Here is a 22,425-nt window from a genome sequence, read left to right as displayed (position 1 = left end):
AATCATTTCTAAAACCTGAATCGTTATGATATATAGGGGACGCCCTAAGGAGGTTCAATTGACTCGGGAAGATGAAATTTTCAGGCAGATAAAACAGGGAAATAAAGAATATGTGGATGAATTGGTAAGGATGTATTACCCGGAAATATTCAGGTATTGTATCTGGCATACAAAAAGCTATGCCAATGCAGAGGATGCGGTTCAGGAGACATTTCTTAAAGCAGTGAGGTATCTGGACAGGTATACCCATAAGGGGAAATTCCGTGCTTTTTTATACCAGATTGCAGCAAATACATGTATTGACATGAACCGCAGGAAATATGAGGAGCCAATGGACACAGAAATTCTGGAGACATTTATGGAACCGGCCGGTGTCATGGATGATGTGGAGGAAACAATGGATTTCTTAAGCCTTGCAGAAAACCTGCCGGGGGAGGCAAAAGAAATCATACTGCTCAGGTTCGGGCAGGAACTGAAGCTTAGAGAGATTGCGGATGTGATGGGCCTGCCGCTTCGGACAGTACAGTCAAAGCTGCGGTCTGCAGTCAGACAACTGAGAGAACGGATTATGGAAAAAGAGGCAGCCGCCTCTAAAAAACAACGCAAAAGAAAATTAGCAGAAGGGAAGAGGGGTGAATAGTTTGAAACTTAGCAAAAAAAAGCTGGCTGGAGAAATTAATGCAGAGATCAGGAGGCGTACTCCCGAAATACATCAGGAACATCTGGAAGATACCATACTGCATGCGAATGCCTTGTATGAAAGGCGCGGAAAAAGAGAGCGGATTGGATTCTGGGGACTTCTCCTGCGTCAGGTCAGGTTTATAGGCTGGAAGGTATGGTTTATACAGTTTGTGATTCTGATTATCTTAATACGGATGATCGGCTTTATATTTCTGGCTTCGGGACCCGCGAGGCATATACCTTATGTACTGTGCGCAAGCGGAATACTGATGGTCTGGACAGCAGTACCAATGATTGAGAGAAGTATCCGGTACAGAATGTTCGAAATCGAGAATACGACGCTATTTTCCGCGGGAAGGCTTACGACAGCACGCCTCATAATCATATCAGGCGGGATTTTTGTTATGGCTGCAGCTGTTATGTGCCTGATGACCATAAAGTTTTTGTATTCCTTCAGCGAAGTAGTTTTTTCTTTTATTCTGCCGTTGATGGCGGCATCCGCTTTATTCCTGTATCTGTTCAGGCGGCTGAAGATACAGTCACTTATGAAAGGCTGCAATCTTGCAGGAGGAACCAGTATCACGATTGTATTATTACTGGACAGGGTAAGCGGATATAATCCAATGGATCTGCCAAAAACAGCCGGGTGGATTTTGTGTATTCTCTGCCTGATGCTTAGTATTGTACAGGTCATAAAAATGTGGGAAAAGGAATGTTATGAGGAAATCCCGGAATTTGGTTAAAATGGACAGAAAATATATGGGTTAAACCCCCATGAGGAGGCCAAAATGGAATTAAAAATAGAACATCTTACGAAGAAATACAAAGATAAAACGGCGGCAGATGACGTTAACTTAACCATCACTCCCGGGATTTGGGGGCTGCTTGGTGCAAACGGGGCCGGAAAGACTACGCTGATGAGGATGATTGCAGGAATCATGAGGCCGACATCCGGCTGCGTGAAGTTTGACGGTGTAAACATCGAGAGTCTGGGAGGGGCTTACAGGGATATTTTCGGGTATCTGCCGCAGGAATTTGGTTTTTACCCTGAATTTACGGTACAGGATTATCTGGAATATGTTGCCGCGCTAAAAGGGCTTACTAAGAAGAATACGAGAGATAAAATTGAAGAACTTCTGACACGTCTGACACTGGAAGATGTAAGGCGTAAGAAAATTGTTAAGCTGTCAGGAGGGATGAAGCGAAGAGTAGGTATTGCACAGGCACTTCTGAACGAACCGGAGGTATTGATTCTGGATGAGCCTACAAGTGGGCTGGACCCGGGAGAAAGAGTCCGTTTCCGGAACCTGTTGTCAGAATTTGCCCAGAACAGAATTGTCCTGATCTCCACCCACATCGTGCCGGATGTGGAATATATTGCTTTTCGAAATGCCATTATGAAGGACGGGGGTATTGTTTCAGAGGGGACAACGGAAGAACTGGTCGGAATTATGGAAGGTAAGGTCTGGAGCACAGAGATGCCGCAGTGTGATGTACACAAAGCAGAGCAGAAGGCAAAAGTCGTGAATCTGCGCAATATCAGCGGCAGTGTTGTATTTGTCCGGTATCTTTCCGAAGAAAAAATATTTCCGGACTCAATAGAGGAGCAGCCGCGGCTTGAAGATCTTTATTTATGGCTCTTCCCTCAGGAAGAAGCGGGGAAGGAGGGGGTTAGATGAGGCTTTTATGGCTGGAATTGAAACGGGTACTGAAAACAAGATATGTGCAGTTTGTGTTAGTGGCAGTTATTGGATTAACAGGGCTGCTTTCCTATGCACCGATTAGTTTTGCACGGTACACATATGAAGATTCCAACGGGAAAGAAATAACCGCTAAAGGATTAGATGCTATCCGTCTGGAGAAACAGTCCCAGAAGGCATATTCAGGGACCATAACGCCGGAGCGCATTGCACAGGCGCTGAAACAATATCAGGACTGCAGCAGTAAGTATGAAAACGGAGTCTATGATGAAAATATGCCGGTAAGCGAGTATACGGAAAAGATTGCACCGATCTCCATTTTTATGCGAAGAATGACAGAAGTGTATGCGGACCCGGTTACCGGTATGGGCGCCGATGTTATGGATCTGACAGAAGAAGATGCAATGGGATTCTATGAGCAGTGCAGACAACATCTGACTGACCTGATGAATATGGAACAGAAAAAACATCCGGAGGCGCGGGAAAAGGCCGCGGCGATGTATGATAAGGTTGAGATGCCGTTTTCCTATTATCCCGGCGTGGATAGTAATAATATCGATTATTTGGGGATGGTTGTTTTTCTGATGACGGTATTAAGCGTTGTAATTACTGCGCCTATTTTCTCGGGAGAATACCAGACAGAGTCCGACCAGATCCTGCGCTGCACCAGACACGGCAGAAGACGGCTTGCCATAACGAAGCTGGCAGCAAGTGTCCTGATTATGACAGCTATGTATATTGTCTGTATTGCTATTTACATGATAGTGATAAATACTGCCTTCGGATGGGAAGCAAGGCAGGCGGATATACAGTTCCTCTTCTCGGCGGTCAGTTTTCTCCCGATGACGATAGGGACGCTGCAGAATGCCGTGATTGCGGCAGGATACCTGACCATGCTTGCGACGATATTTTTCACCCTCTTTTTATCCAGCAGGTGCAGATCCGCAGCAGCCTCTTATCTTGCAGGGATCGGATTCTGTATTCTTCCGGTATTTATTGCGAATTTTATGGGAAATAATATTGGCGAATGGATTCGCTGTATCCTGCCTTCGGGCGGGACAGGGCTGAATAACAGCTTCCTGTATGCCCTTCTGGACACCGGCTTTGTATACTTCGGAAATCATGCGTTCTGGATTCCTTATGTCATGATTCCGGCAGAAGCTATAGGGGCAGCTGTATTTATGATATGGACGGTGCGTTCTTACTGCAGGTACTCACAGTAAGAGGCGGAAGATTAGCATGGTGCCGGATTAGGCCGGGAGACATGTATACGTTGTCGCTACTGGCATCTGGTCCGGTATTCCTGTGGAGAACACTGGTATTTCTCCCTGAATAATTTATAAAAGTAACTTACATTTTCATACCCCGTCTGGATAGAGACTTCTGTAATCGGCAGATCTGTGTTTTTCAGCAGTTTTGCCGCGTACAGGAGTTTTTGATTTTGTACGAGATACTTAAATGTATTACCAGTATGCTTTTTGATGTAGTTGGACAGATAGTTCGGGTTCATATTAAAAAACGCTGCTGTCGTTTTTAATGTGCAGGAAGTAAAGTTTTCTTCGATATACCGCAGGATGGGAAGGACATACTGCCCGCTGCTTTTTTCCTTCCTGTTTTTTAGATCATGGCCGTAGGCCCCGGCAAGCTCTAAAAGGATCAGGGTGGTATAGCTGTCAATGTAATCTTTGGAATGGATACTTTTATCAAAATATTCGCAGAGAAATTCCCGGACAAAAATGGGCAGACGGCGGCTTTCTTCTGTATGGAAGAGAATATAGTGGTCTTTTTCCTTCTTATCCTGAAGCATCTGGATAAAAAGTTGTGAGAGATAGCTCTCATCGGAAAAACGGTTGAAAAAATTCTGGTTCAGATAATTTCTGCGGATCAGAAAATTAATCAGGATATCATCTTCCCCGCAGGCCCTGCAGGAATGTGCTACATTGCTGTTAAGCAGAAGGGTCTGTCCCTTTGTGAGCCAGATTTCTTTTTCATGTACGGTAAGAAGTGCATGGCCGGAATACATATAGACAAGCTCTATCCAGTCATGTTTATGTTCCATGACATCTATAAAACGGTCCTGTTTAACGGCCATTACACCATCCACATACCGGAAATTCGTGAGCATTTCCTCGAAAAAATGTAAATTTTCAGAAAGAGGGAAGTCAGACGGCAGTTTATGGTCCGGATCGGAAATATATTCGAGAGGGTCTATTTGAGATAAGGCCGGAAATTTTGAAAGGTTTGTAAGAAAATTATAAAAAGAGGACCCTTTTGTGAGTTCGTTTTCTGTTTTTTTCCTTAAATATGTATCAAGATGAGCGATATTCATAAGTATTATTTCCTCCTGCATTTTATTATAGCAAAATCTGTAGTTTGGTCAATAGAGAGATGTAGAAAAGTGATTAAAATACAGCTCGGAATCTATTAAAATAGTAGAATAAAGGAGGAGCTATGCAATGAACAGTAAAATAAAAAGATTGTTAAAGAACCAGGGAGGAAATTATATTTTCCCGTTTTTCTGGCAGCACGGGGAGACGGAGGAAGTGCTCCGTGAGTACATGAAAGTCATTGATGAGAGCAATATCAAGGCGGTTTGTGTGGAAAGCCGCCCGCATCCCGACTTCTGCGGTGAAAAATGGTGGAAGGATATGGATGTGATTCTGGATGAGGCTAAAAAACGTAATATGAAGGTATGGATTCTGGACGACAGTCATTTCCCGACGGGATTTGCCAACGGGGCGATGGCAGACCAGCCGAATGAGCTTTGCAGGCAGAGTATTTGCTGCCGGACATATGACCTTGCCGGAGTAAAGAATGTACATATCAGCAGGGAAGAAATCAGTCATCCAGATGAATTCCAGAAAACGATGATTGAAAATTATACAATGCAGGAAGAACAGAGACATTTTGATGATGACAGACGGCTGGCTGTCTTTGCGGTGCGTCAGGATCATGCAGAAAATGGGTTTGTGAATCCCGGATACAGAATCAATCTGGAGCCGTTTATAACAGAGGCAGGACTGGATTGGGAGGTTCCGGCCGGAAAGTGGAAGATTTACGCACTGCATTTATCACGGAACTTCGGATACCACAGGTCTTATATCAATATGATGGACCGGGCCTCCTGTAAAGTACTGCTTGACGCGGTTTATGAACCTCATTATGCACATTACAAAGATGAATTCGGAACTACGATTGCCGGATTTTTTTCGGATGAACCGGAATTGGGAAATGGACATATGTACAATATGGATGATCCGTTCGGAAGTCCGAATGATTATCCTTGGAGCCGCGAGCTGGAGGAAAAGCTGAAGGTAAAGCTGGGAGATGATTATGGCATTCTGCTGGCCCTGTTATGGGAGAAAGACGGTGATGCTTGTGTGACGGCAAAAGTGAGATACGCCTTTATGGACGCAGTGACAGAACTTGTGCGGGACGATTTTTCCTGGCAGATCGGGAACTGGTGCAGGGAAAGAGGGGTGAAATATATCGGTCATCTGATCGAGGATGATAACCATCATACAAGGACCGGATCTTCGCTTGGACATTTCTTCAGAGGGCTTGCGGGTCAGGACATGTCAGGCATTGATGACATCGGGGGACAGGTATTCCCGCAAGGTGAGGATATCAGCTATAATGAAGGCCTTTTCCAGCACAGGAACGGTGAATTCTATCACTATATGCTTGGAAAACTGGGCAGTTCTGCCGCTGCAATTGAGCCACTGAAAAAAGGGGATTCCATGTGCGAGATTTTCGGGAATTATGGCTGGTCAGAAGGTGTGCGGCTGGAGAAATATCTGGCAGATCATTTCCTTGTAAGGGGAATTAACAACTATGTGCCCCATGCATTCAGCGCGAAAGCGTTTCCGGACCCGGATTGCCCGCCGCACTTCTATGCCCACGGACATAATCCGCAGTACCGGCATTTCGGGAGCCTGATGGCATATATGAACAGGGTGTGCGAGTTGATCAGCGGTGGGAAACATATCGCGCCGGCAGCAGTCATTTACCATGCCGAGGGTGACTGGACAGGGGAGCATATGACAGCAGACAAAATCGGGCATGTGCTTGCCGATGCCCAGATCGAATATGACTATATACCGCAGGATGTATTTTCGGATATGGATACATATGGCAGCAGGATCGAGGAGAATCTATTCAGGGTAAATACTCAGGAATATAAGGTGGTTATTGTTCCATATATGCAGTATGTTACGAAGGCGTTTGCACGGGCATTAAGAGAAATGAAAGAAAAGGGCATTCCGGTTATTTTTGTAAATGAACCGCCGCATGGAATCTGCGATACGTCAATAGCAGAACAAGAAGCAGACAGAGAAATAGCTGAAAAAATGCGAGATTGCGGCAATGTTGCAGAACTTGGTGCACTGGCTGCATCTCTGGAAAATATCCGGGAAATCATGCTGGTGCCCGCAGATAACAGAATCCGTTATATTCATTATGTCCATGAGGATGGGAGTGAAGTCTGGCTGTTTGTAAATGAAGGAACCGACACTTATAAAGGGGAGATCCGGATTCACAACATGGCAAACGAAGAAGATAGGAAAGAAGCCGCGGTTTATCTGTATGATGCGTGGGAAAACTGTCTGGAGGCCGCGGATTACCGCAAGGGTGTGCTGAAACTGGAGATAGAGCCACTCAAAAGCCGGATATTTATCATGGATGGGACAGAGACACCAGAGGATATGAAAGCTGAAAAGGCTATGTGTACAAAGAAATCCCCGGTCTTTCTTGTGGAGAACAAAGTAGAAAAGACATTTTCTTCTGGATGGGAACGAAGTACATGCAGGAGCATAGACTATCCAGCTTTTGAAAATAAAAAAGCAGTAATACTGCCGGATCATCTGGCGGAAGAAGAACCGGAATTCTCAGGATTTGTACGCTATGAAAATACTTTCATGGCAGCAAAGATGGAAAGGATGTATATGGAAATTACGGATGCATATGAAGGCGTTGAAGTGTTTGTGAATGATAAAAGCCTTGGAATCCAGATCGTTCCGGTTTATAGATATGATCTGACAGAAGCATTGCGGGAGGGAGAGAATCATATCAGAATAGAAGTCGCCACTACTCTGGAGAGGGAAATGGCAAACGTTCCGACTAGCTTTGGACAAATGGCGGAGGCAAAGTCGTTGTCAGGAATCACAGGGGACGTGAGACTTTGGAGTATTGAGTAAAATGGATTATGAAGAACGGTCTTGATATTTTTCGAGATCGTTCTTTATTATGTTATAGTATGAATATTACTTATAACATTATCCGGATGCTTTGGTTTTTCGGAATTATCTGAACAATAATCAGGAATGAATTTCAAGTAATTTAATTTCGTCAAATTGCCTAATTGTACTTTTCCTTACCTCATGCTATACTCTCATCAGAAACTTCGAAAGGTAGTCACCTTTCATTTTTCAATCGGCAGTTCGCCGGTTTACCCAATTAATTAACTTATTAGAACCGCAGAAAACAATGAATCTTCTACATTTTTAAGGTACTTCTGTCTTTTACATATCCATATATCATGATATGATAATAATAAATCAGAATAACTCCTTACATGTGTGCCATTCGTTTTCTGCACAGGAAAGGAGATTTCATTTTATGACCCAAAGCAATTTTATTATGTTACCCACTGTAGACTTTTGTTTCAAGGAACTGATGCAGAACCCCAAAGTCAGGAAGGGCTTTATTTCAGCATTATTGAACCTGTCTCCGGACGAAGTGGAAGACACCGTCCTTCTGCCCACACTGCTTTCGAGAGACTCAGCTGATGACAAATTAGGAATCATGGATGTAAGGGTACTGCTTAAAGACGGAACACAGATGAACATGGAAATGCAGGTCAAATACTTTGAATACTGGGATGAACGCGCCTTGTTCTACCTTAGTAAGATGTTTGACAGCCAGATCCGTAAAGGTGAGTCCTATGAAAAGCTGCAGAAGTGTATCCATGTAAGTATTTTAGACTTCATCCATTTTCCCAATGACAAGGAATGTTACCGCAGGATTCATTTCCGGGATGATCAGACATCAAAACTGTATTCCGATAAAATGGAACTTCAGATACTGGAGCTGAAAAAACTGCCTCCTGAGGTTAAGACCGGAGAAGATGTTCTTGCATGGATGAGGTTCTTCAGTAGCAAAAACAAGGAGGAATTTCAGAATATGGCTAAAACAAACGAATATCTCGATGAAGCATACAATACACTGCTCCAACTGAGTGCAGATGATAAAAAGCGGCTGGAATATGAGGCCCGGGAAAAGGCATTAAAAGATTATAATACCCAGATCAGCAGCGCTGAAAAAAGAGGGCTTAAAGAGGGGGAGGAGATTGGAGAACGCCGTGCCCGTCAGGTTTTTAAACTGCATATGCAGGGCAAATCTCCGGAGGAAATTGCAGACATCTGTGATATCAGTGCAGATAAAGTAAGGCAGATATTAGATTAACTCAGTACCCGCTGGAATCAATGCGATGATAACTTTGATACCAGCGGGAATGCCTTGTTTTGAATTAATATTGTTACAATCAGACCGAAAGTGACCAGCCGAAGTCATCGGAATATATCATTTGTTTTGTCATACCGCCGTCAATGCAGATGTTTTCTCCTGTAATGAATCCGGCCTTGTCTGAGCAGAGATATAGGATCATATTGGCAATATCAAGCGGATTGCCTACCCTGTGTACAGGATGCTGCAGGGCGTCGGGACCTGTGTATTCCTTAAAATCAGTGTCAATCCATCCCGGTGAGATAGAATTTACACGGACTTTTCCGGCCAGGCTGATAGCCAGGGCATGGGTTAAAGCAGATATTCCGCCTTTTGCCGCTGTATAGCTTTCCGTATTGGGCTGGCTCATCCGGTCGCGGGATGATGCAATGTTAATGATGGATGCTCCCGGTGCAAAATATGGCAGAAAGAGCTTTGATAAGTAGAATGGGGCAGTGATGCCTACATGTAAAGCGTAATTGAATTCTTCGTAAGAACACTCATCAATTCCTTTCATTAAAGGAAGGGCATTGTTAATCAAATAATCTATGTGGCCATATTCAGAGATCACTTTATCCTTAAAACGGATAAGTGTTTCTTTATCTGCCAGATCTCCGGTGAAGCAGCTGTTGGCTTCTTTATCAATGATACAGACTGAGGCGCCGGCTTTTCTGAATTCTTCGGCTGTAACTTTTCCAATACCGTTTGCACCCCCAGTGATAACGGCAACTTTATTTTTAAACATTTCAATACTCCTCCTATTAATTATCTATCATGATTGTAAATCTATTTCGTTTTCACAGGATGTCTGATCACGGTTTTTTGTTTTGAAGCCACTGTCTTTCTCGGATCAGATAAGTAGATTTCATGGTGCAGGCGGTGATCACTGAAGTCGTTTTCATAACCGTTGGCAGAGAGGTATTCATCCATAATGGCAACCGTGGCAGGTTCATCATCATATACGCCATAGTGCATCATTTGTACACACAAGCCTTCATCAATAGTCAGATATTCGGCAGAGGAGCAGTCGAGCTTTTTCTTTCTTGCCGCTTCCTGAACCGCCCAGTCAAAATCATCTTTTTTTACGAAATCCGGTAACCGGATCACACTAATCCAGTTAAAACTGCTTTTGTCTGAATAATCTACACCGTCTACATCTTCCTGCCACCAGAAGCCTTCCAGCGGAGGCACGACATATTCAAAAAAACCGTCGATTTTATGCGTTCCTTTATAACTCATTCTTAAGGTATAGGCGACAGCATACAGAATCCCCACTGCCTGTTGGTATGCGCCTCCCTCCTCGTTTGGATTGCCGGTTCCTTGTACAGCAATATAGTTTATTGGCGGAACCATAACGATCTCCGGTTTATTTTTGGGCATGTAAAATTGTTTATACTCTTTTTTGAAATCAAATGCCATTGCGAACACCATCCTTTATATTTTTCTATAGTTTAACATACATAACAGGACATAAGTGTGTCATGTTATGTGAAAATCCAAGTCCGGATGATTAATGTTTCCCAAGCAGAAGCCGGACGGTACAGCCTTCTCCCGGGGCAGACTGGATTTTTACGCCACAATTATCGCCATAGTAGAGCTTCAGACGTTCATCTACATTTGATATATAATGATACCTCATTCTCATCTTATTTATCAAATATCGATTTTAAGTATCCATATCCTTCTGCATCCAGATCTTTATAAGGAATAAACCGGATCGAGGCACTGTTAATGCAGTAACGCAGCCCGCCAAGTTCTGACGGCCCATCATTAAAGACATGGCCGAGGTGAGTATCACCTGCACGGCTTCGCACTTCTGTACGTATCATATTAAAGCTGGAGTCTGTTTCCTCAGTCACGACTTCCGGTACGATTGGTTTTGAAAAGCTTGGCCATCCGCAGCCGGATTCAAACTTATCCTCTGAACTGAACAGCGGCTCTCCTGTCACGACATCTGTGTAGATTCCTTTTTCAAAATTATCGGCATACTCATTGTTGTAAGGACGCTCAGTACCATTGTTCTGTGTCACCTGATACTGGATATCTGTGAGCTTTTCTTTCAATTCTTTCTCGCTTGGCACCGGATAATTCTCCGGGTTAATCTGACCGGAGAGATCATTCATGCCAAGCCCTTCTTCTTCAATAAAGTCATCAGCATCTTGCAGATTGATATGGCAGTAGCCTCCAGGATTATTATCCAGGTAATTCTGGTGGTATTCTTCTGCCAGGTAAAAATTATCCAAAGGAACAACCTCTGTTGCAATTTCTTTTTTATATTTTGCTTTTTGTTCTTCAACTGCCATTTCTGCCGCAGCCTTATCTTCCTCATCTACATAATAGATACCGGAGCGATACTGGCTGCCTCTGTCATTCCCCTGCTTATTAACACTTGTCGGATCTACGACCTTGAAAAATCCATCTAAAAGTTGTCTGGTTGTAATCAGGGAAGTGTCATACATGACTTTGACTGTTTCCGCATACCCTGTGTTGTTGCGGCATACTTGCTCATAGGTTGGGTTTTCCGTATTCCCGTTGGCATACCCTACTTCTGTATCATACACACCGGGAAGTTTCTTAAAGTAGGCTTCAATTCCCCAGAAGCATCCTCCCGCCAGATAAATTGTATGTGCATTTTCTTCATTTACCATAGTATCCTCCTTTTTCGTGGACAGGCTATTCGTACTTTCTTTCGTTTCTTTCTGTACTGCAGCGCATCCGGATAATGCAGTCAGGACAATAGCCAGCATTCCTGCTCCAACAGATTTTACCAAATGATTTTTTATACCATTCATATCGGCCACCTCTTTTGCTTTTTGATACTCATATTTTACAGCCGTCCGGATGAGATTGTAATGGAATGGCTTTTGCATTTTCTTTGATTTCTTTGGGTCCAGATGCATAGATGCTGTGTGTCAATGATAACACCTGCAGTAATATTTTTCAATCGGCTGTTACAGTAATACTGAACCATAACTATTTACGATTTATGTTGCCAGTAACCATAGATAACGATACAATGATCCTGTAAATTAGAGATTGAAGAGGAATAGGATATGAAAATAATTGAAGGGTGGTAAAAGCAATGAAACGGATTTTTTTAGTTGAAGATGATAAGGCAATTGCAAAGAACCTGATGCTTCTGCTTGGCTCGGAAGGATTTACAGTTACTCCGGCTGCGACACAGAAGGAGGCCCTTGCTGTGTTGGAAGAAGGGAAGTTTGATCTGGCGCTGGTAGATCTTTTTCTGCCTGATGGGAATGGATTCACGGTATGTACGGAAATCAAGGAAACACAGGACATTCCGGTTATTTTCCTGACGGCTTCGGGCGATGAGGCGAGTGTTGTCACCGGACTGAACATGGGGGCTGACGACTATATCACGAAACCTTTCCGGCCGCGTGAACTGATTGCGCGAATTAAAACGGCTCTTCGTAAGAGTGGGAGGTCACCGTCGGCTTTTGATATCTGTGGTCTTCATGTCGATACAACGAGTGGTATTGTAAAAAAGAACGGCGCCGAGATTTTTCTTTCTGCTTTGGAATACCGCCTGCTTCTGGTGTTTATCAGTAATCCGCAAGTGATCATTACGCGGGACCGGCTGCTGAATGAATTGTGGGATGCTGCGGGAGAGTTTGTCAATAATAATACACTGACTGTTTATATAAAACGATTGCGGGAGAAAATAGAAGATGATCCTGCCGACCCGCGGATTATCCTGACCGTCCGTGGTACAGGTTATAGATTGGGGGGCGGAAATGTTACGGAATAAAGAATTTCGCCATTTTGCCATTTTGTTTATCATCATGGCTGCTGTTACGGTAATGGCAGGATTTGCAGTCAGCCCTGCAGCAGGAATCCTTGTCCTTATCACAGATGCAGCCTTTGGAATTGCATTTTATGTGTTTACGAAGGCACGGTATAAGAGTATTGCGGAGACAGCGGATCAGATCGACCTTGTGCTGCATAACGCGGACCGTCTGTATATCGGGGAATCAGAGGAGGGGGAGCTTTCTATTCTGCACAGTGAGATCACAAAAATGACACTGCGTATCCGGGAGCAGAATGATGCACTGAGGAAAGAAAAACAACATCTTGCAGATTCGATGGCTGATATCGCACACCAGCTCCGTACTCCGCTGACATCAGTGAATCTTATTCTGTCAATAATAGAAAACAGTTCGGATGAAAATGAGCGGAAGGCTTTACTGCGGGAAACAGAGGAATTGTTTGTGCATATGGACTGGCTGATCACTTCGCTGCTGAAAATCTCCCGTCTGGATGCGGGCATTGTGGTGTTTCAAAGTGAAAATATCGATGTAAGTGCTTTAATCAATTCTGCGCTTCGTCCGTTACTGATACCAATGGAACTGCACAATATTACCTGCCATACCAATGTGCCGGAAGGGGCCGCTATTTTGGGGGATTCCGGCTGGTTATCGGAGGCCGTCCAGAATATTCTGAAAAACTGCATGGAGAGCGCAGGAGATAATGGGACGATTCAGATTGTCTGTGAGGATACACCGCTGTTTACCGGGATTAATATCCGCGACAGCGGACAAGGCATTGAAAAGGAAGACATTCCCCGTCTGTTTGACAGATTTTACCGGGGAAACAGTGATAAAGCGACCGGTTATGGAATCGGTCTGGCCCTCTGCAAGATGATTATTACACGGCAGGGAGGGACCATCACTGCAAAAAACCATCCTGAAGGGGGTGCGTTATTTGTGATTCGTTTCCCAAAGTGACGGATCTCTCACTTGAAAGTCACGGAGATGTAAGCTGAAAGTTCTATTATATGGGTAGTATCTGTTAAGAACCATATTTAAAGGAGGCTCATATCATGGAGTTTTTAGAAATCAAAAATTTATGTAAGGTCTATGGCAGGGGGGAAAACCAGGTTACTGCGCTCGACCACGTTTCGCTTACCATCAATAGAGGGGAGTTTACGGCAATCACCGGATCTTCCGGTTCCGGTAAGTCTACTCTGCTTCACATCATTGGAGGCGTGGATGTACCAACCAGTGGAAAAGTGTATCTGGAGGGGCAGGATGTGTATGCCGGAAGTAATGAGAAGCTTGCTATTTTCCGAAGAAGGCAGGTGGGGCTGATTTATCAGTTCCACAATCTTATCCCAACGCTGAATGTAGTGGAAAACATTACGTTACCGATCCTGATGGACAAACGTAAAGTCAATAAACAGCGGCTGGAGGAATTACTGGAACTGCTCGGACTGGAAGAACGGAGGACGCATTTGCCCAACCAGTTATCGGGCGGACAGCAGCAGAGGGTCTCTATCGGGCGGGCCCTGATGAACGCTCCTGCGGTCATGCTAGCGGACGAACCAACAGGCAGTCTGGACAGCCGGAATGGACATGAGATCATCACTCTGCTTAAGAAAAGTCATAAAAAATACCATCAGACCCTGATTATCGTTACACATGACGAAAATATCGCACTGCAGGCGGACCGTATTATCTGTATTGCGGACGGAAGAGTTGTGCGGGATGAGAGGCAGGTGAGACGGTAATGAATATTTTCTGCAAAGTTGCCCTCAAAGGACTGAAAAAGAACCGCACGCGGACGATTGTAACAATCATCGGGGTAGTTTTGTCTGCGGCTATGTTTACGGCAGTTACTACGTTTGGTGTTTCCCTTCTGGATTACATGGCAGAGGGGGCGGTCATGAAATACGGCAGCTGGGATGTCGGGTTTTTGGATGCCAATGCTTCTTTTGCACAGGAGCAGAGCCAGAACAATGATGTTGAGGAGATAACAACGATTGAAAATATCGGATATGCACCACTGAAAGGCGGGCAAAATCCCGACAAGCCCTATCTTTACGTGGCCGGATTCAGCAGGGAGGCTTTTGACGCCCTGCCCATAACCCTGACTTCAGGAAGACTTCCTGAAAACGGCAATGAGGTTCTCATTTCCGGGAAAATTGCGACAGACGGCGGCGTTTCCTATGCAACGGGAGATACCATTTCGCTTGCTGTAGGAAACCGTATGGAAGGAGAAAAGAAGCTTACCCAGAACGACCCATATACATCAGGTTCTGAGACCTTTGTACCACAGGAAAATAAAACCTATACCGTTGTCGGCATATGCCGGACGCCTGTTTTTGAACAGGACCATTCTCCGGGATATACCCTGATCACAAGATCCGACCAGACCGGTGCAGGGAAAGACCTTAGTTTATTCGTGACTCTGAAGAATCCAAGGCAGGTGTATTCCTATGTGGACAGTACAGCAGCCGGCAGTTCCTATATCCTGAATACAGATGTGCTTCGCATTATGGGACTCTCGAGAAATCCGGGAGACAGGATATTCAATGCATTTATGTACTCGGCCGGTGCCATTGTGATCGCTATCATCATGATTGGTTCGATCTTCCTGATTTACAATTCCTTCAGTATTTCACTGAGTGAACGGACACGGCAGATCGGAATTCTTTCTTCCGTGGGTGCCACTGCAAAGCAGCTGCGCAATTCCGTGCTCTTTGAGGGTATGTGTATTGGGGCCGTAGGGATTCCGATTGGTATTCTGACAGGTCTGGGAAGTATCTGGCTTGTAATTTCCGTCGTTTCCAGAAAATTTTCAAGCCTGCTATATTCGGGGGTTCCGTTAACAATGAGTATGTCTTTACCTGCCATAGCCGGTGCGGCAGCGGTGAGCATCATTACTATTTTAATTTCGGCTTATATTCCTGCTAAAAAAGCAGTCAACATGCCGGTTATGGAATGCATCCGCCAGACAAACGAGGTGAAGGTAGAAGCCAGAGCCATGAAAATATCGAGGCTGGAAAGGCGCACCTATGGTCTGGAGGGAATTCTTGCACTGAAGAATTTTAAGCGAAACAAGAAACGCTATCGCAGTATCGTGATGTCACTTGTGCTGAGCATTGTGTTGTTTGTTTCAACCAGCGCCCTCGTAACAAGTATGCAGAAAGGCGCGGAGCAGACAAAAATAGTTACCAGCTATGACATTGGTTTTGGCACACAGGATATGGATGACAGCGAAATGCTGCAGATTTTTGACAGACTGAAAACTGCCAATGGTGTTACCGGAAGTTCATATCAGGAAGTGATAAATTATTCCTGTGCTGTTAAAGCGGATGAACTGACAGATGAATACTGGAAATCAGCGGGGGTGTATTCACCGGATGAAACGGTGAATCTGCACATGGAAATTCAGTTTCTGGATGATAATACTTATCTGGATATAGTTAAAGGACAGAATTTGCCTGAGGAGGAATATACGGGTCAGGATGCACGAGTGATTGGCGTAGCAAAATTAGGGGACGACAGCGCAGAAGGTGTAGATGATCTTGCTGATATGTTCAGGAATCCAGTCATGAATTTAACCATTGCACCTGAAATAAACGGTGTAGCGGACACAGAAGAGTGGGATCATATCGGGGTCAGGTTTGTTACTATGGTACCCCCGGATACACCTCCGATGCTAAAGGCGGCCGGACAACAGTCTACTTTTTTCTCAATTATAGCTCCCTGGTCACTAAAAGAGAGACTTGTACCAAAGGGTGCATCTGTGGATTCCAGGGTAAAGGGACTGACCTTCCAGTCAGATCATCCGTCACAGTCGGCAGATGAAATGAAAAGTATGATACAGGAAATGAACATTTCATCCGCATATATCATGTTAAATACGGACGAGGTGCTTGAGGAAAGCCGGAATTATATATTTATTGCCAACGTTTTTGCGTATACCTTTATCATCATGATTTCGCTGATTGCGGTTGCCAATGTATTCAATACGATTTCCACGAATATTAAGCTGCGGCGCAGAGAGCTTGCCATGCTGCGTTCAGTGGGAATGCCTGACCGTGATTTTAATAAAATGATGCGCTTTGAATGTGCCTTTTACGGTATAAGGGCCCTGCTTTTTGGAATCCCCATATCGATCCTTTCTTCCTGGCTGATTTGTAAGGGCATGTTGTCGGATGATATCAGATTTGTACTGCCGTGGGGCAGTATCGGAATCAGCGTCATCAGTGTACTCCTTGTAATTTTTGTCACCATGATGTATGCAGTCAGCAAGATGAAAAAAGAAAATATTATCGATGCACTTCGGGATGATATGGCATAAGCCTGTGAAACGTTTTCATGCCGGAAACGATTCCTGTAACAACAATAAATATCTCCAGCCGACCTAAAATCATACCAAACATTTCTACAAGTAATGTAGCAGTATTGGTGTCGGGGCCGGTCAAACCGATAGAAAGGCCGACTGTTCCAAGCGCAGAGGCAAATTCAAATGCGGCCTCTGTCAGGCTGGAGTCTGCCGTCAGTGTCAATAAGAATGTACCAATAAGGAATAATCCAAGGTAACACACCGTAAATCCTGTAGTATCTGCCGCAAGGCCGGAATCAATCGGTGTCTTTCCTTGGGCCCTTATGTAATACGGGGTATCTATACGGCGGGCCGGTGACAGGCGCTTGCGGACATTTGCAGCCGCGAGGCGCAGCATCAGGTATACACGGGTCATTTTCATACCTCCTGCCGTAGAACCCATTCCGCCTCCGACCAGCATCATGAGGATCAGTATGCCAATAGCGAAGTCAGGCCAGGCGGAATAACTCATACTGGAGTATCCAGTGGTGGATAGTGCAGATGAAACATCAAATAGTGACCTGCGGAATCCTTCTGTTATCGGTATGTTAAGACTGCCTGAAAGAGAAAAGGCTGTCAAAGGAACAAATATAAGTAACAGACCAATCATGAAACGTACTTCGCTTACACGGAATGCCTGCTTCCATTTGCGTTTGGTAAGCAGTAATAGTACAGCAAAATTTGTCGTACCAATCAGCATTAGAATAATCGTTATTATTTCAACAGGCAGGTTATTGTACTCGCCAATACTGCCGAGCCTGGTGGAAAAGCCTCCTGTGGAGAGGGAGCACATGGCATGGCATATACTTTCAAACAGGCTCATGTCTGCAAAACAATAGGAAACCGTACCAATTACCAAAAAACCAGAATACATAATAAAAATTGTCCGGGCAGTTTTTTTTAGATTCGGCATCAGTTTATCAGGGTGTCCCTCTGCACTGAACAGACTCATAGACTGCTTTCCGGAAATGAGCATAATCATCATCAAAACAAATCCAAGACCACCGCAGAACTGCATGAAACTTCGGTGAAACAAGAAGATTTTGGGGACAGTACTGACATCCATTACGGAAAGTCCTGTCGTTGTCCATCCGCTGACGGATTCAAATAAAGCCTGCACAACAGACATCTGTCGGGCCAGTACAAATGGGGCCGCACCTGTTACGATACCCCAGCTCCATGCAAAGAGAACCGTCAGGCTGCTGCGCTGCATAGCTGACTGCCTTGCTGTCGTATCAGTGCCGCCTTTTTTGCCCAGGCGGCAAACAATAATTCCCGAAAAAATAGAAAATAAGGCCGGAATAATGAATGACAGCGCATATCTGGCATCCTCCGGATAAAATGGAAGAACTAACAGCGGTACGGAAATCATAATTCCTACTAAAAGCATAAGTTTTCCATAGTCCGAACAGTTTGAAAGATTTTTAGCCATGTCTACTCCCTCCCGGTTAATTCTTTCACCGCGGCAAGCTCCTGACCGTTGCCGGAAATCAAAACAAGCACATCCCCTGCAAGAATTTTTGTGTCTCCGCAGGGAATTCCGATCTGGTCACCGTGCAGTATACAACCGATAATAACCTCTTTTGGTAAATTGATTTCCCATAACTTTTTGCCGGCGGCTGGTGCGGTAGAAGAGATGGGGATCTCTGCAATCTGTACCCGGCCTTTTCCGATAGGAATGACATTGGCCATTTGTTCCATGAAGGCCTGCTGTTCGATAATGTTTGTAACTGCTGAGATGGCACATACAACGCTGTCGATACCCATTGCATAGAAGAAATCTGTTTTTCTCGGATCAGATACCAACGCCACGGTTTTGTGTACGTGAAACCGTTTCTTGCACAGCTCGCAGATAACTAAATTGTCTTCATCCTTCGATGTAAGTGCGATTGCAATTTTATAATCGGATGCATTGGCATCCTCCAGAATAAAAGGTTTGGTGCCATCCCCTTCAAAGACGTTTAACTTATTGATTCCAGCCAGTTTCAGACATTCCTCATGGGAATCATTGATGGCAGTAACCTGATACCCGCGGCCTAACAAGGAAACCGCCAGAGATTTTGCTTTACTCTTGCCGCCGACCAGTAATACTTTTGTTTTCATACGGCTTCCTCCCGAATGTGTGCGGCTGCCTGGCCAAGGAGTTTATCAATCTCTTTTGCCGACAGTATGGCGGGACAAATGGTATCAATTCCGAATTCGCGGTAAATGCAGTCCCTTTCCGGATCATACAGACGGGCAATGACCCGTTCCACTTTGAATATTTCGCGTGCGATCTGCGCCAGCATGATATTTGTGTTGTCATTGTTCGTTACTATAATTACCGCGTTTGCCTGTTGGATACCCGCTTCCTGCAGGACATCGTAATCGGTTCCGTCTGCATTCAGGGTCAGCCCTCCGAAGGAAGGAGAAAGTTTCCGGAATGCATCCTTATCCCGGTCAATGATGAGAACATCAAAACCCTCATCGGACAGTGTGTTTGCCAGATTTGCACCTAAGCGTCCGCAGCCAATGATGATATTGTAAGTTCCATGAACTTTAAAAAGATACTTTTTCATTTCTGTGACCTCCTCTTCATATGTCCGATTCCGCATGAATCATATTCCATGACATAAGTACTTTCTTCCTCTTTGATGTCGCTTTCGTCATATGCGCATTCTCCTCTGGAAAAAAAGGTTCCGAATTTCTCAAGGTTTTTTCGTGCAGGGAGATAAGTAGGATCAAGCGCCCACGCAGCCCGGAAGTGCTTCATGGCAGCGCTGTGTTCACCTTCCTTTTCCAATAATATGCCGATGAGATTATGGGGCTGTGCTGAATGCGGGTATTGACCCATAGCAGTACAAAGCAGCTGCTCACATGCTGTGTAATCTCCCGATAAAATAAGATTCTTTGCATTCGTACACAATGCTTTTAAAGAGTCTGTATTTATTGTTGAACTTTTCATTTTTTCATACATCCTTTCTAAGGCTTATTGATTTTTACAGTCTTATCATAGAACATATACTGTGACCTTGGTGTGAGAGTGAAGATACCTTTGTGAGAATCCTGTGAGAATCGAACGGCTGCAGCGGGTGACTCAGCAGGAGGCACACCCCACGGATTTATATTTTCAGCATCCGGTATCCGACACCAACATGCGTCTGGATATACTGTACCGAATCGGGGGACGGCTCAATCTTTTTACGCAGGGTTCCCATAAAAACCCGCAGGGAAGCTACATCATTATCCCAGGAAGTCCCCCATATTTCTTTGGTAATATATCGGTGTGTTAACACCTTTCCGACATTCTTAGCCAGCACGGACAGCAGTTTATATTCAATGGGGGTCAGATGTAGTTCTTCATTCTTCAGATAGGCACACCCGGCCGCATAGTCGATTTTTAACTCACCATTTTGGAAAACCGCATTCTGGACAGGCAGTACATTTTGTACTGAATTTAACCGGCGTACCGTGGCACGCAGTCTGGCGAGCAGTTCCTCCACGGAAAAGGGTTTTGTCAGGTAATCATCGGCACCGGCATCCAGAGCATCGATTTTATCGGTATCTTCACTCCTTGCACTGACAACGATAATGGGCATGTTGGACCAGGTCCTCACTTTCCGGATAATTTCGATGCCGTCCATATCCGGGAGCCCGAGGTCCAGAAGCAGAATGTCAGGATTATGGGACACTGCCTCCAGAACAGCATCCGCACCAGTAGAAGCAGAGCGGAAACGATAGTTTTGTGTATCTAGTGTTGTTGTTATGAGGCTGCGGACTGCTTTGTCATCCTCCACAACTAAAATAAGCGGTTTACTCATGTAAATGCACCTCCCATGCAGGTAATGTAAATTGGAATATCGTGCCTTGGGGCAGATTGTCTTTTACAGAAATGGTTCCTCCGTGTAAATGGATGATTGACTTGCAAAGTGCAAGTCCCAGCCCGATCCCGCGATGGCTGTCGGTAATTTTTGTACTGGAAGTATAAAACATGTCAAAAACATGGGGCTTCTCTGCATCTGGAATTCCGGGACCGTCATCAGAAACCTCAGTAATCACCTGTTTGTTTTTTATATAGGTCTGAATAGTGATATGAGAACCGGCAGGTGTATACTTGACAGCATTGTTTATAAGGTTAATTACAACTTGAACCATAAGCCGGGCATCCATTTTTGCAAAAGCCGTATCGGCATCTTTTACGAGAATGACATGTTCCTTACTATTACGGTCCGCATGCCGCAGTGCCTCTGCAATGATTTCCTCCATTAACTCCGGTTTCATCTGCAGGCTTGTACTGCCGTCCTCAATTCGCGTAACTGTCAGCAGGTTTTCTACCAGTCTTATGAGCCATAGTGAGTCCTCATAAATGTCGTTATAGATCGGCTTACGTTTCTCCCATTCCATCTGTGCGCCATTCGCCAGCAAAAGATTCGCATTTCCGGAAATAGAGGTTAACGGGGTACGAAGATCATGGGATATGGACCGCAGCATATTGGCCCGGAGCTGTTCATTTTTAGCCAGGACTGCAGCGGCCTGTTTTTCTCTTGCCGTTTTTTCATTTTCCAGTGCCATTGCACATTCTCCAAGAAGTGAAAGAAGCATACTTGTTTCTTCCGGTGTCAGGGAATCACCACACAGTGCGATCCCAACTACCCCATATACATGGCTGCCAATCCTTGTGGCAAGGTAAAGGCATTTTGCATTAGACAGTATGTTTGTGGATGCCCCTGCCCGTTTATTATTCTTGAACACCCAAGCAGCTACCGCCTGTTCATTGACGCTCAGACAGCTGTCATCCATCATGGCTTCGCCAACAGGGAACGAATGGGGAACGAGAGGTTTGTCATTTGTTTTCATATAAAATACAATATCACGGCCCAGCAGGCGGACAAGCTGCCGTGCCGTAATAGTTATAATTTCATCTTTGCCTTCTGCTTTCTGCAGGGCCTGATTGCAGTCGAACATAACCCGGGTGCGGTATGCCGTGTAAGCAAACTGCTGTGTGTGCTGTTTCAGCTTTGCGGCCAGATTGCCTGTAATCAGTGAGGCAATGAACATGATTAAAAAAGTGGCCGGATAGCCGGAATTATAGGCATTCAATGTAAAACGCGGCTCTGTAAAAAAGAAATTAAATACCAACACGCTGGCAACAGAAGAGAAGAGGCTGCATATGCGTGATGTGGTCAATATGGAGTTTATCAATACCCCGAGAATATAAATTGTAATAATATTTGATTCGCTAAACCCGAGCGTATCAAAGATAGTGCCGATGCCGGTAGCCGCAGCCAGCAGCAGGATGCTTTTTCCAAAATCGGGAAGAAGGAAAGGTCCATAGTCTGATGTATTCATAATTTACCTCCTGTGCAGACTTACTCTATCACAGATGCTGTGAGACGGATGTGAGAGAACGTCCGTCCATGTGAGAATCCTGTGA

The 22,425-nt window shown here is 44.7% G+C and carries 21 protein-coding genes; 10 read left to right on the top strand and 11 right to left on the bottom strand.

Translation table 11 applies throughout. The features are described from left to right. Positions 1 to 58: 58 nt before the first annotated feature. From A8806_RS13520 to A8806_RS13505, 4 genes are read left to right on the top strand one after another with little or no spacing between them, the layout of a single operon-like run. Positions 59 to 640, top strand: coding sequence for an RNA polymerase sigma factor (locus A8806_RS13520; RefSeq protein WP_242996080.1), 582 nt, complete (start codon positions 59 to 61; stop codon positions 638 to 640). A gap of 1 nt (position 641) precedes the next feature. Further along, positions 642 to 1,424, top strand: coding sequence for a hypothetical protein (locus A8806_RS13515; RefSeq protein WP_109731738.1), 783 nt, complete (start codon positions 642 to 644; stop codon positions 1,422 to 1,424). A 45-nt stretch (positions 1,425 to 1,469) separates the two neighbouring features. After that, positions 1,470 to 2,360 (top strand): ABC transporter ATP-binding protein, encoded by an 891-nt coding sequence (locus tag A8806_RS13510; protein ID WP_109731737.1) that lies wholly within the window; start codon positions 1,470 to 1,472, stop codon positions 2,358 to 2,360. Further along, complete coding sequence (locus tag A8806_RS13505; protein WP_109731736.1) at positions 2,357 to 3,604, top strand: ABC transporter permease subunit; 1,248 nt, start codon at positions 2,357 to 2,359, stop codon at positions 3,602 to 3,604. Before A8806_RS13510 ends, A8806_RS13505 begins: the two co-directional genes overlap by 4 nt. Before the next feature lie 56 nt (positions 3,605 to 3,660). On the opposite strand, the gene A8806_RS13500 is transcribed toward A8806_RS13505, so the two are convergent. Continuing rightward, complete coding sequence (locus tag A8806_RS13500; protein ID WP_181368714.1) at positions 3,661 to 4,710, bottom strand: AraC family transcriptional regulator; 1,050 nt, start codon at positions 4,708 to 4,710, stop codon at positions 3,661 to 3,663. 127 nt (positions 4,711 to 4,837) lie between these two features. Here A8806_RS13500 and A8806_RS13495 point away from each other — a divergent pair, with 127 nt between their 5' ends. Further along, positions 4,838 to 7,576 carry a glycosyl hydrolase gene (locus tag A8806_RS13495; protein WP_109731734.1) on the top strand — a complete coding sequence of 913 codons (2,739 nt, stop codon included), beginning with the start codon at positions 4,838 to 4,840 and terminating at the stop codon, positions 7,574 to 7,576. A 421-nt stretch (positions 7,577 to 7,997) separates the two neighbouring features. Continuing rightward, positions 7,998 to 8,843 carry an Rpn family recombination-promoting nuclease/putative transposase gene (locus A8806_RS13490; RefSeq protein WP_109731733.1) on the top strand — a complete coding sequence of 282 codons (846 nt, stop codon included), beginning with the start codon at positions 7,998 to 8,000 and terminating at the stop codon, positions 8,841 to 8,843. Positions 8,844 to 8,922: 79 nt separating this feature from the next. Here A8806_RS13490 and A8806_RS13485 read toward each other — a convergent pair whose 3' ends face one another. The 4 genes from A8806_RS13485 to msrB all read right to left on the bottom strand — a co-directional run bounded on the left by A8806_RS13485 (position 8,923) and on the right by msrB (position 11,665). After that, a complete protein-coding gene (locus A8806_RS13485) occupies positions 8,923 to 9,627 on the bottom strand; it encodes an SDR family NAD(P)-dependent oxidoreductase (protein WP_109731732.1) in 705 nt (234 codons plus the stop codon). A 41-nt stretch (positions 9,628 to 9,668) separates the two neighbouring features. After that, positions 9,669 to 10,301 (bottom strand): GyrI-like domain-containing protein, encoded by a 633-nt coding sequence (locus A8806_RS13480; protein WP_109731731.1) that lies wholly within the window; start codon positions 10,299 to 10,301, stop codon positions 9,669 to 9,671. 91 nt (positions 10,302 to 10,392) lie between these two features. Continuing rightward, positions 10,393 to 10,521: a sensor histidine kinase gene (locus A8806_RS26760; RefSeq protein ID WP_278321111.1), complete on the bottom strand. Its 129-nt coding sequence runs from the start codon at positions 10,519 to 10,521 to the stop codon at positions 10,393 to 10,395. Positions 10,522 to 10,528: 7 nt separating this feature from the next. Further along, the gene (gene msrB / locus A8806_RS13475) at positions 10,529 to 11,665 is read right to left on the bottom strand and encodes a peptide-methionine (R)-S-oxide reductase MsrB (protein WP_109731925.1); all 1,137 of its coding nucleotides are present in this window, start codon (positions 11,663 to 11,665) and stop codon (positions 10,529 to 10,531) included. A 299-nt stretch (positions 11,666 to 11,964) separates the two neighbouring features. Here msrB and A8806_RS13470 point away from each other — a divergent pair, with 299 nt between their 5' ends. From A8806_RS13470 to A8806_RS13455, 4 genes are all read left to right on the top strand, one after another. Then, positions 11,965 to 12,651: a response regulator transcription factor gene (locus A8806_RS13470; RefSeq protein WP_109731730.1), complete on the top strand. Its 687-nt coding sequence runs from the start codon at positions 11,965 to 11,967 to the stop codon at positions 12,649 to 12,651. Beyond that, positions 12,638 to 13,627: a sensor histidine kinase gene (locus tag A8806_RS13465; protein WP_109731729.1), complete on the top strand. Its 990-nt coding sequence runs from the start codon at positions 12,638 to 12,640 to the stop codon at positions 13,625 to 13,627. Before A8806_RS13470 ends, A8806_RS13465 begins: the two co-directional genes overlap by 14 nt. Positions 13,628 to 13,722: 95 nt before the next feature. Further along, entirely contained in the window at positions 13,723 to 14,409 is a 687-nt protein-coding gene (locus A8806_RS13460; protein ID WP_109731728.1) for an ABC transporter ATP-binding protein, read from the top strand. Continuing rightward, positions 14,409 to 16,988, top strand: a complete 2,580-nt coding sequence (locus A8806_RS13455) for an FtsX-like permease family protein (protein WP_109731727.1) — start codon at positions 14,409 to 14,411, stop codon at positions 16,986 to 16,988. Before A8806_RS13460 ends, A8806_RS13455 begins: the two co-directional genes overlap by 1 nt. Here the strand turns inward: A8806_RS13455 and A8806_RS13450 are convergent. The 6 genes from A8806_RS13450 to A8806_RS13425 form a co-directional block, all read right to left on the bottom strand. Then, entirely contained in the window at positions 16,957 to 18,444 is a 1,488-nt protein-coding gene (locus A8806_RS13450) for a TrkH family potassium uptake protein (protein ID WP_109731726.1), read from the bottom strand. The two genes, A8806_RS13455 and A8806_RS13450, sit on opposite strands and share 32 nt — an antisense overlap. A gap of 2 nt (positions 18,445 to 18,446) precedes the next feature. After that, positions 18,447 to 19,115: a potassium channel family protein gene (locus A8806_RS13445; RefSeq protein ID WP_109731725.1), complete on the bottom strand. Its 669-nt coding sequence runs from the start codon at positions 19,113 to 19,115 to the stop codon at positions 18,447 to 18,449. After that, positions 19,112 to 19,570, bottom strand: a complete 459-nt coding sequence (locus A8806_RS13440) for a potassium channel family protein (RefSeq protein WP_109731724.1) — start codon at positions 19,568 to 19,570, stop codon at positions 19,112 to 19,114. The genes A8806_RS13445 and A8806_RS13440 overlap by 4 nt, the downstream gene beginning before the upstream one ends. Beyond that, positions 19,567 to 19,956 (bottom strand): hypothetical protein, encoded by a 390-nt coding sequence (locus tag A8806_RS13435; RefSeq protein ID WP_109731723.1) that lies wholly within the window; start codon positions 19,954 to 19,956, stop codon positions 19,567 to 19,569. Before A8806_RS13435 ends, A8806_RS13440 begins: the two co-directional genes overlap by 4 nt. A 157-nt stretch (positions 19,957 to 20,113) precedes the next feature. Next, on the bottom strand, positions 20,114 to 20,812 hold the full coding sequence (locus A8806_RS13430) for a response regulator (RefSeq protein ID WP_109731722.1): 699 nt from the start codon (positions 20,810 to 20,812) through the stop codon (positions 20,114 to 20,116). Then, on the bottom strand, positions 20,805 to 22,340 hold the full coding sequence (locus A8806_RS13425; RefSeq protein WP_109731721.1) for an ATP-binding protein: 1,536 nt from the start codon (positions 22,338 to 22,340) through the stop codon (positions 20,805 to 20,807). The genes A8806_RS13430 and A8806_RS13425 overlap by 8 nt, the downstream gene beginning before the upstream one ends. Between the last annotated feature and the right edge of the window lie 85 nt (positions 22,341 to 22,425).

This window comes from Faecalicatena orotica (assembly GCF_003149245.1).
GTDB classification, from domain to species: domain Bacteria; phylum Bacillota; class Clostridia; order Lachnospirales; family Lachnospiraceae; genus Faecalicatena_A; species Faecalicatena_A orotica.
This window is presented reverse-complemented; position numbering and strand designations above follow the sequence as displayed.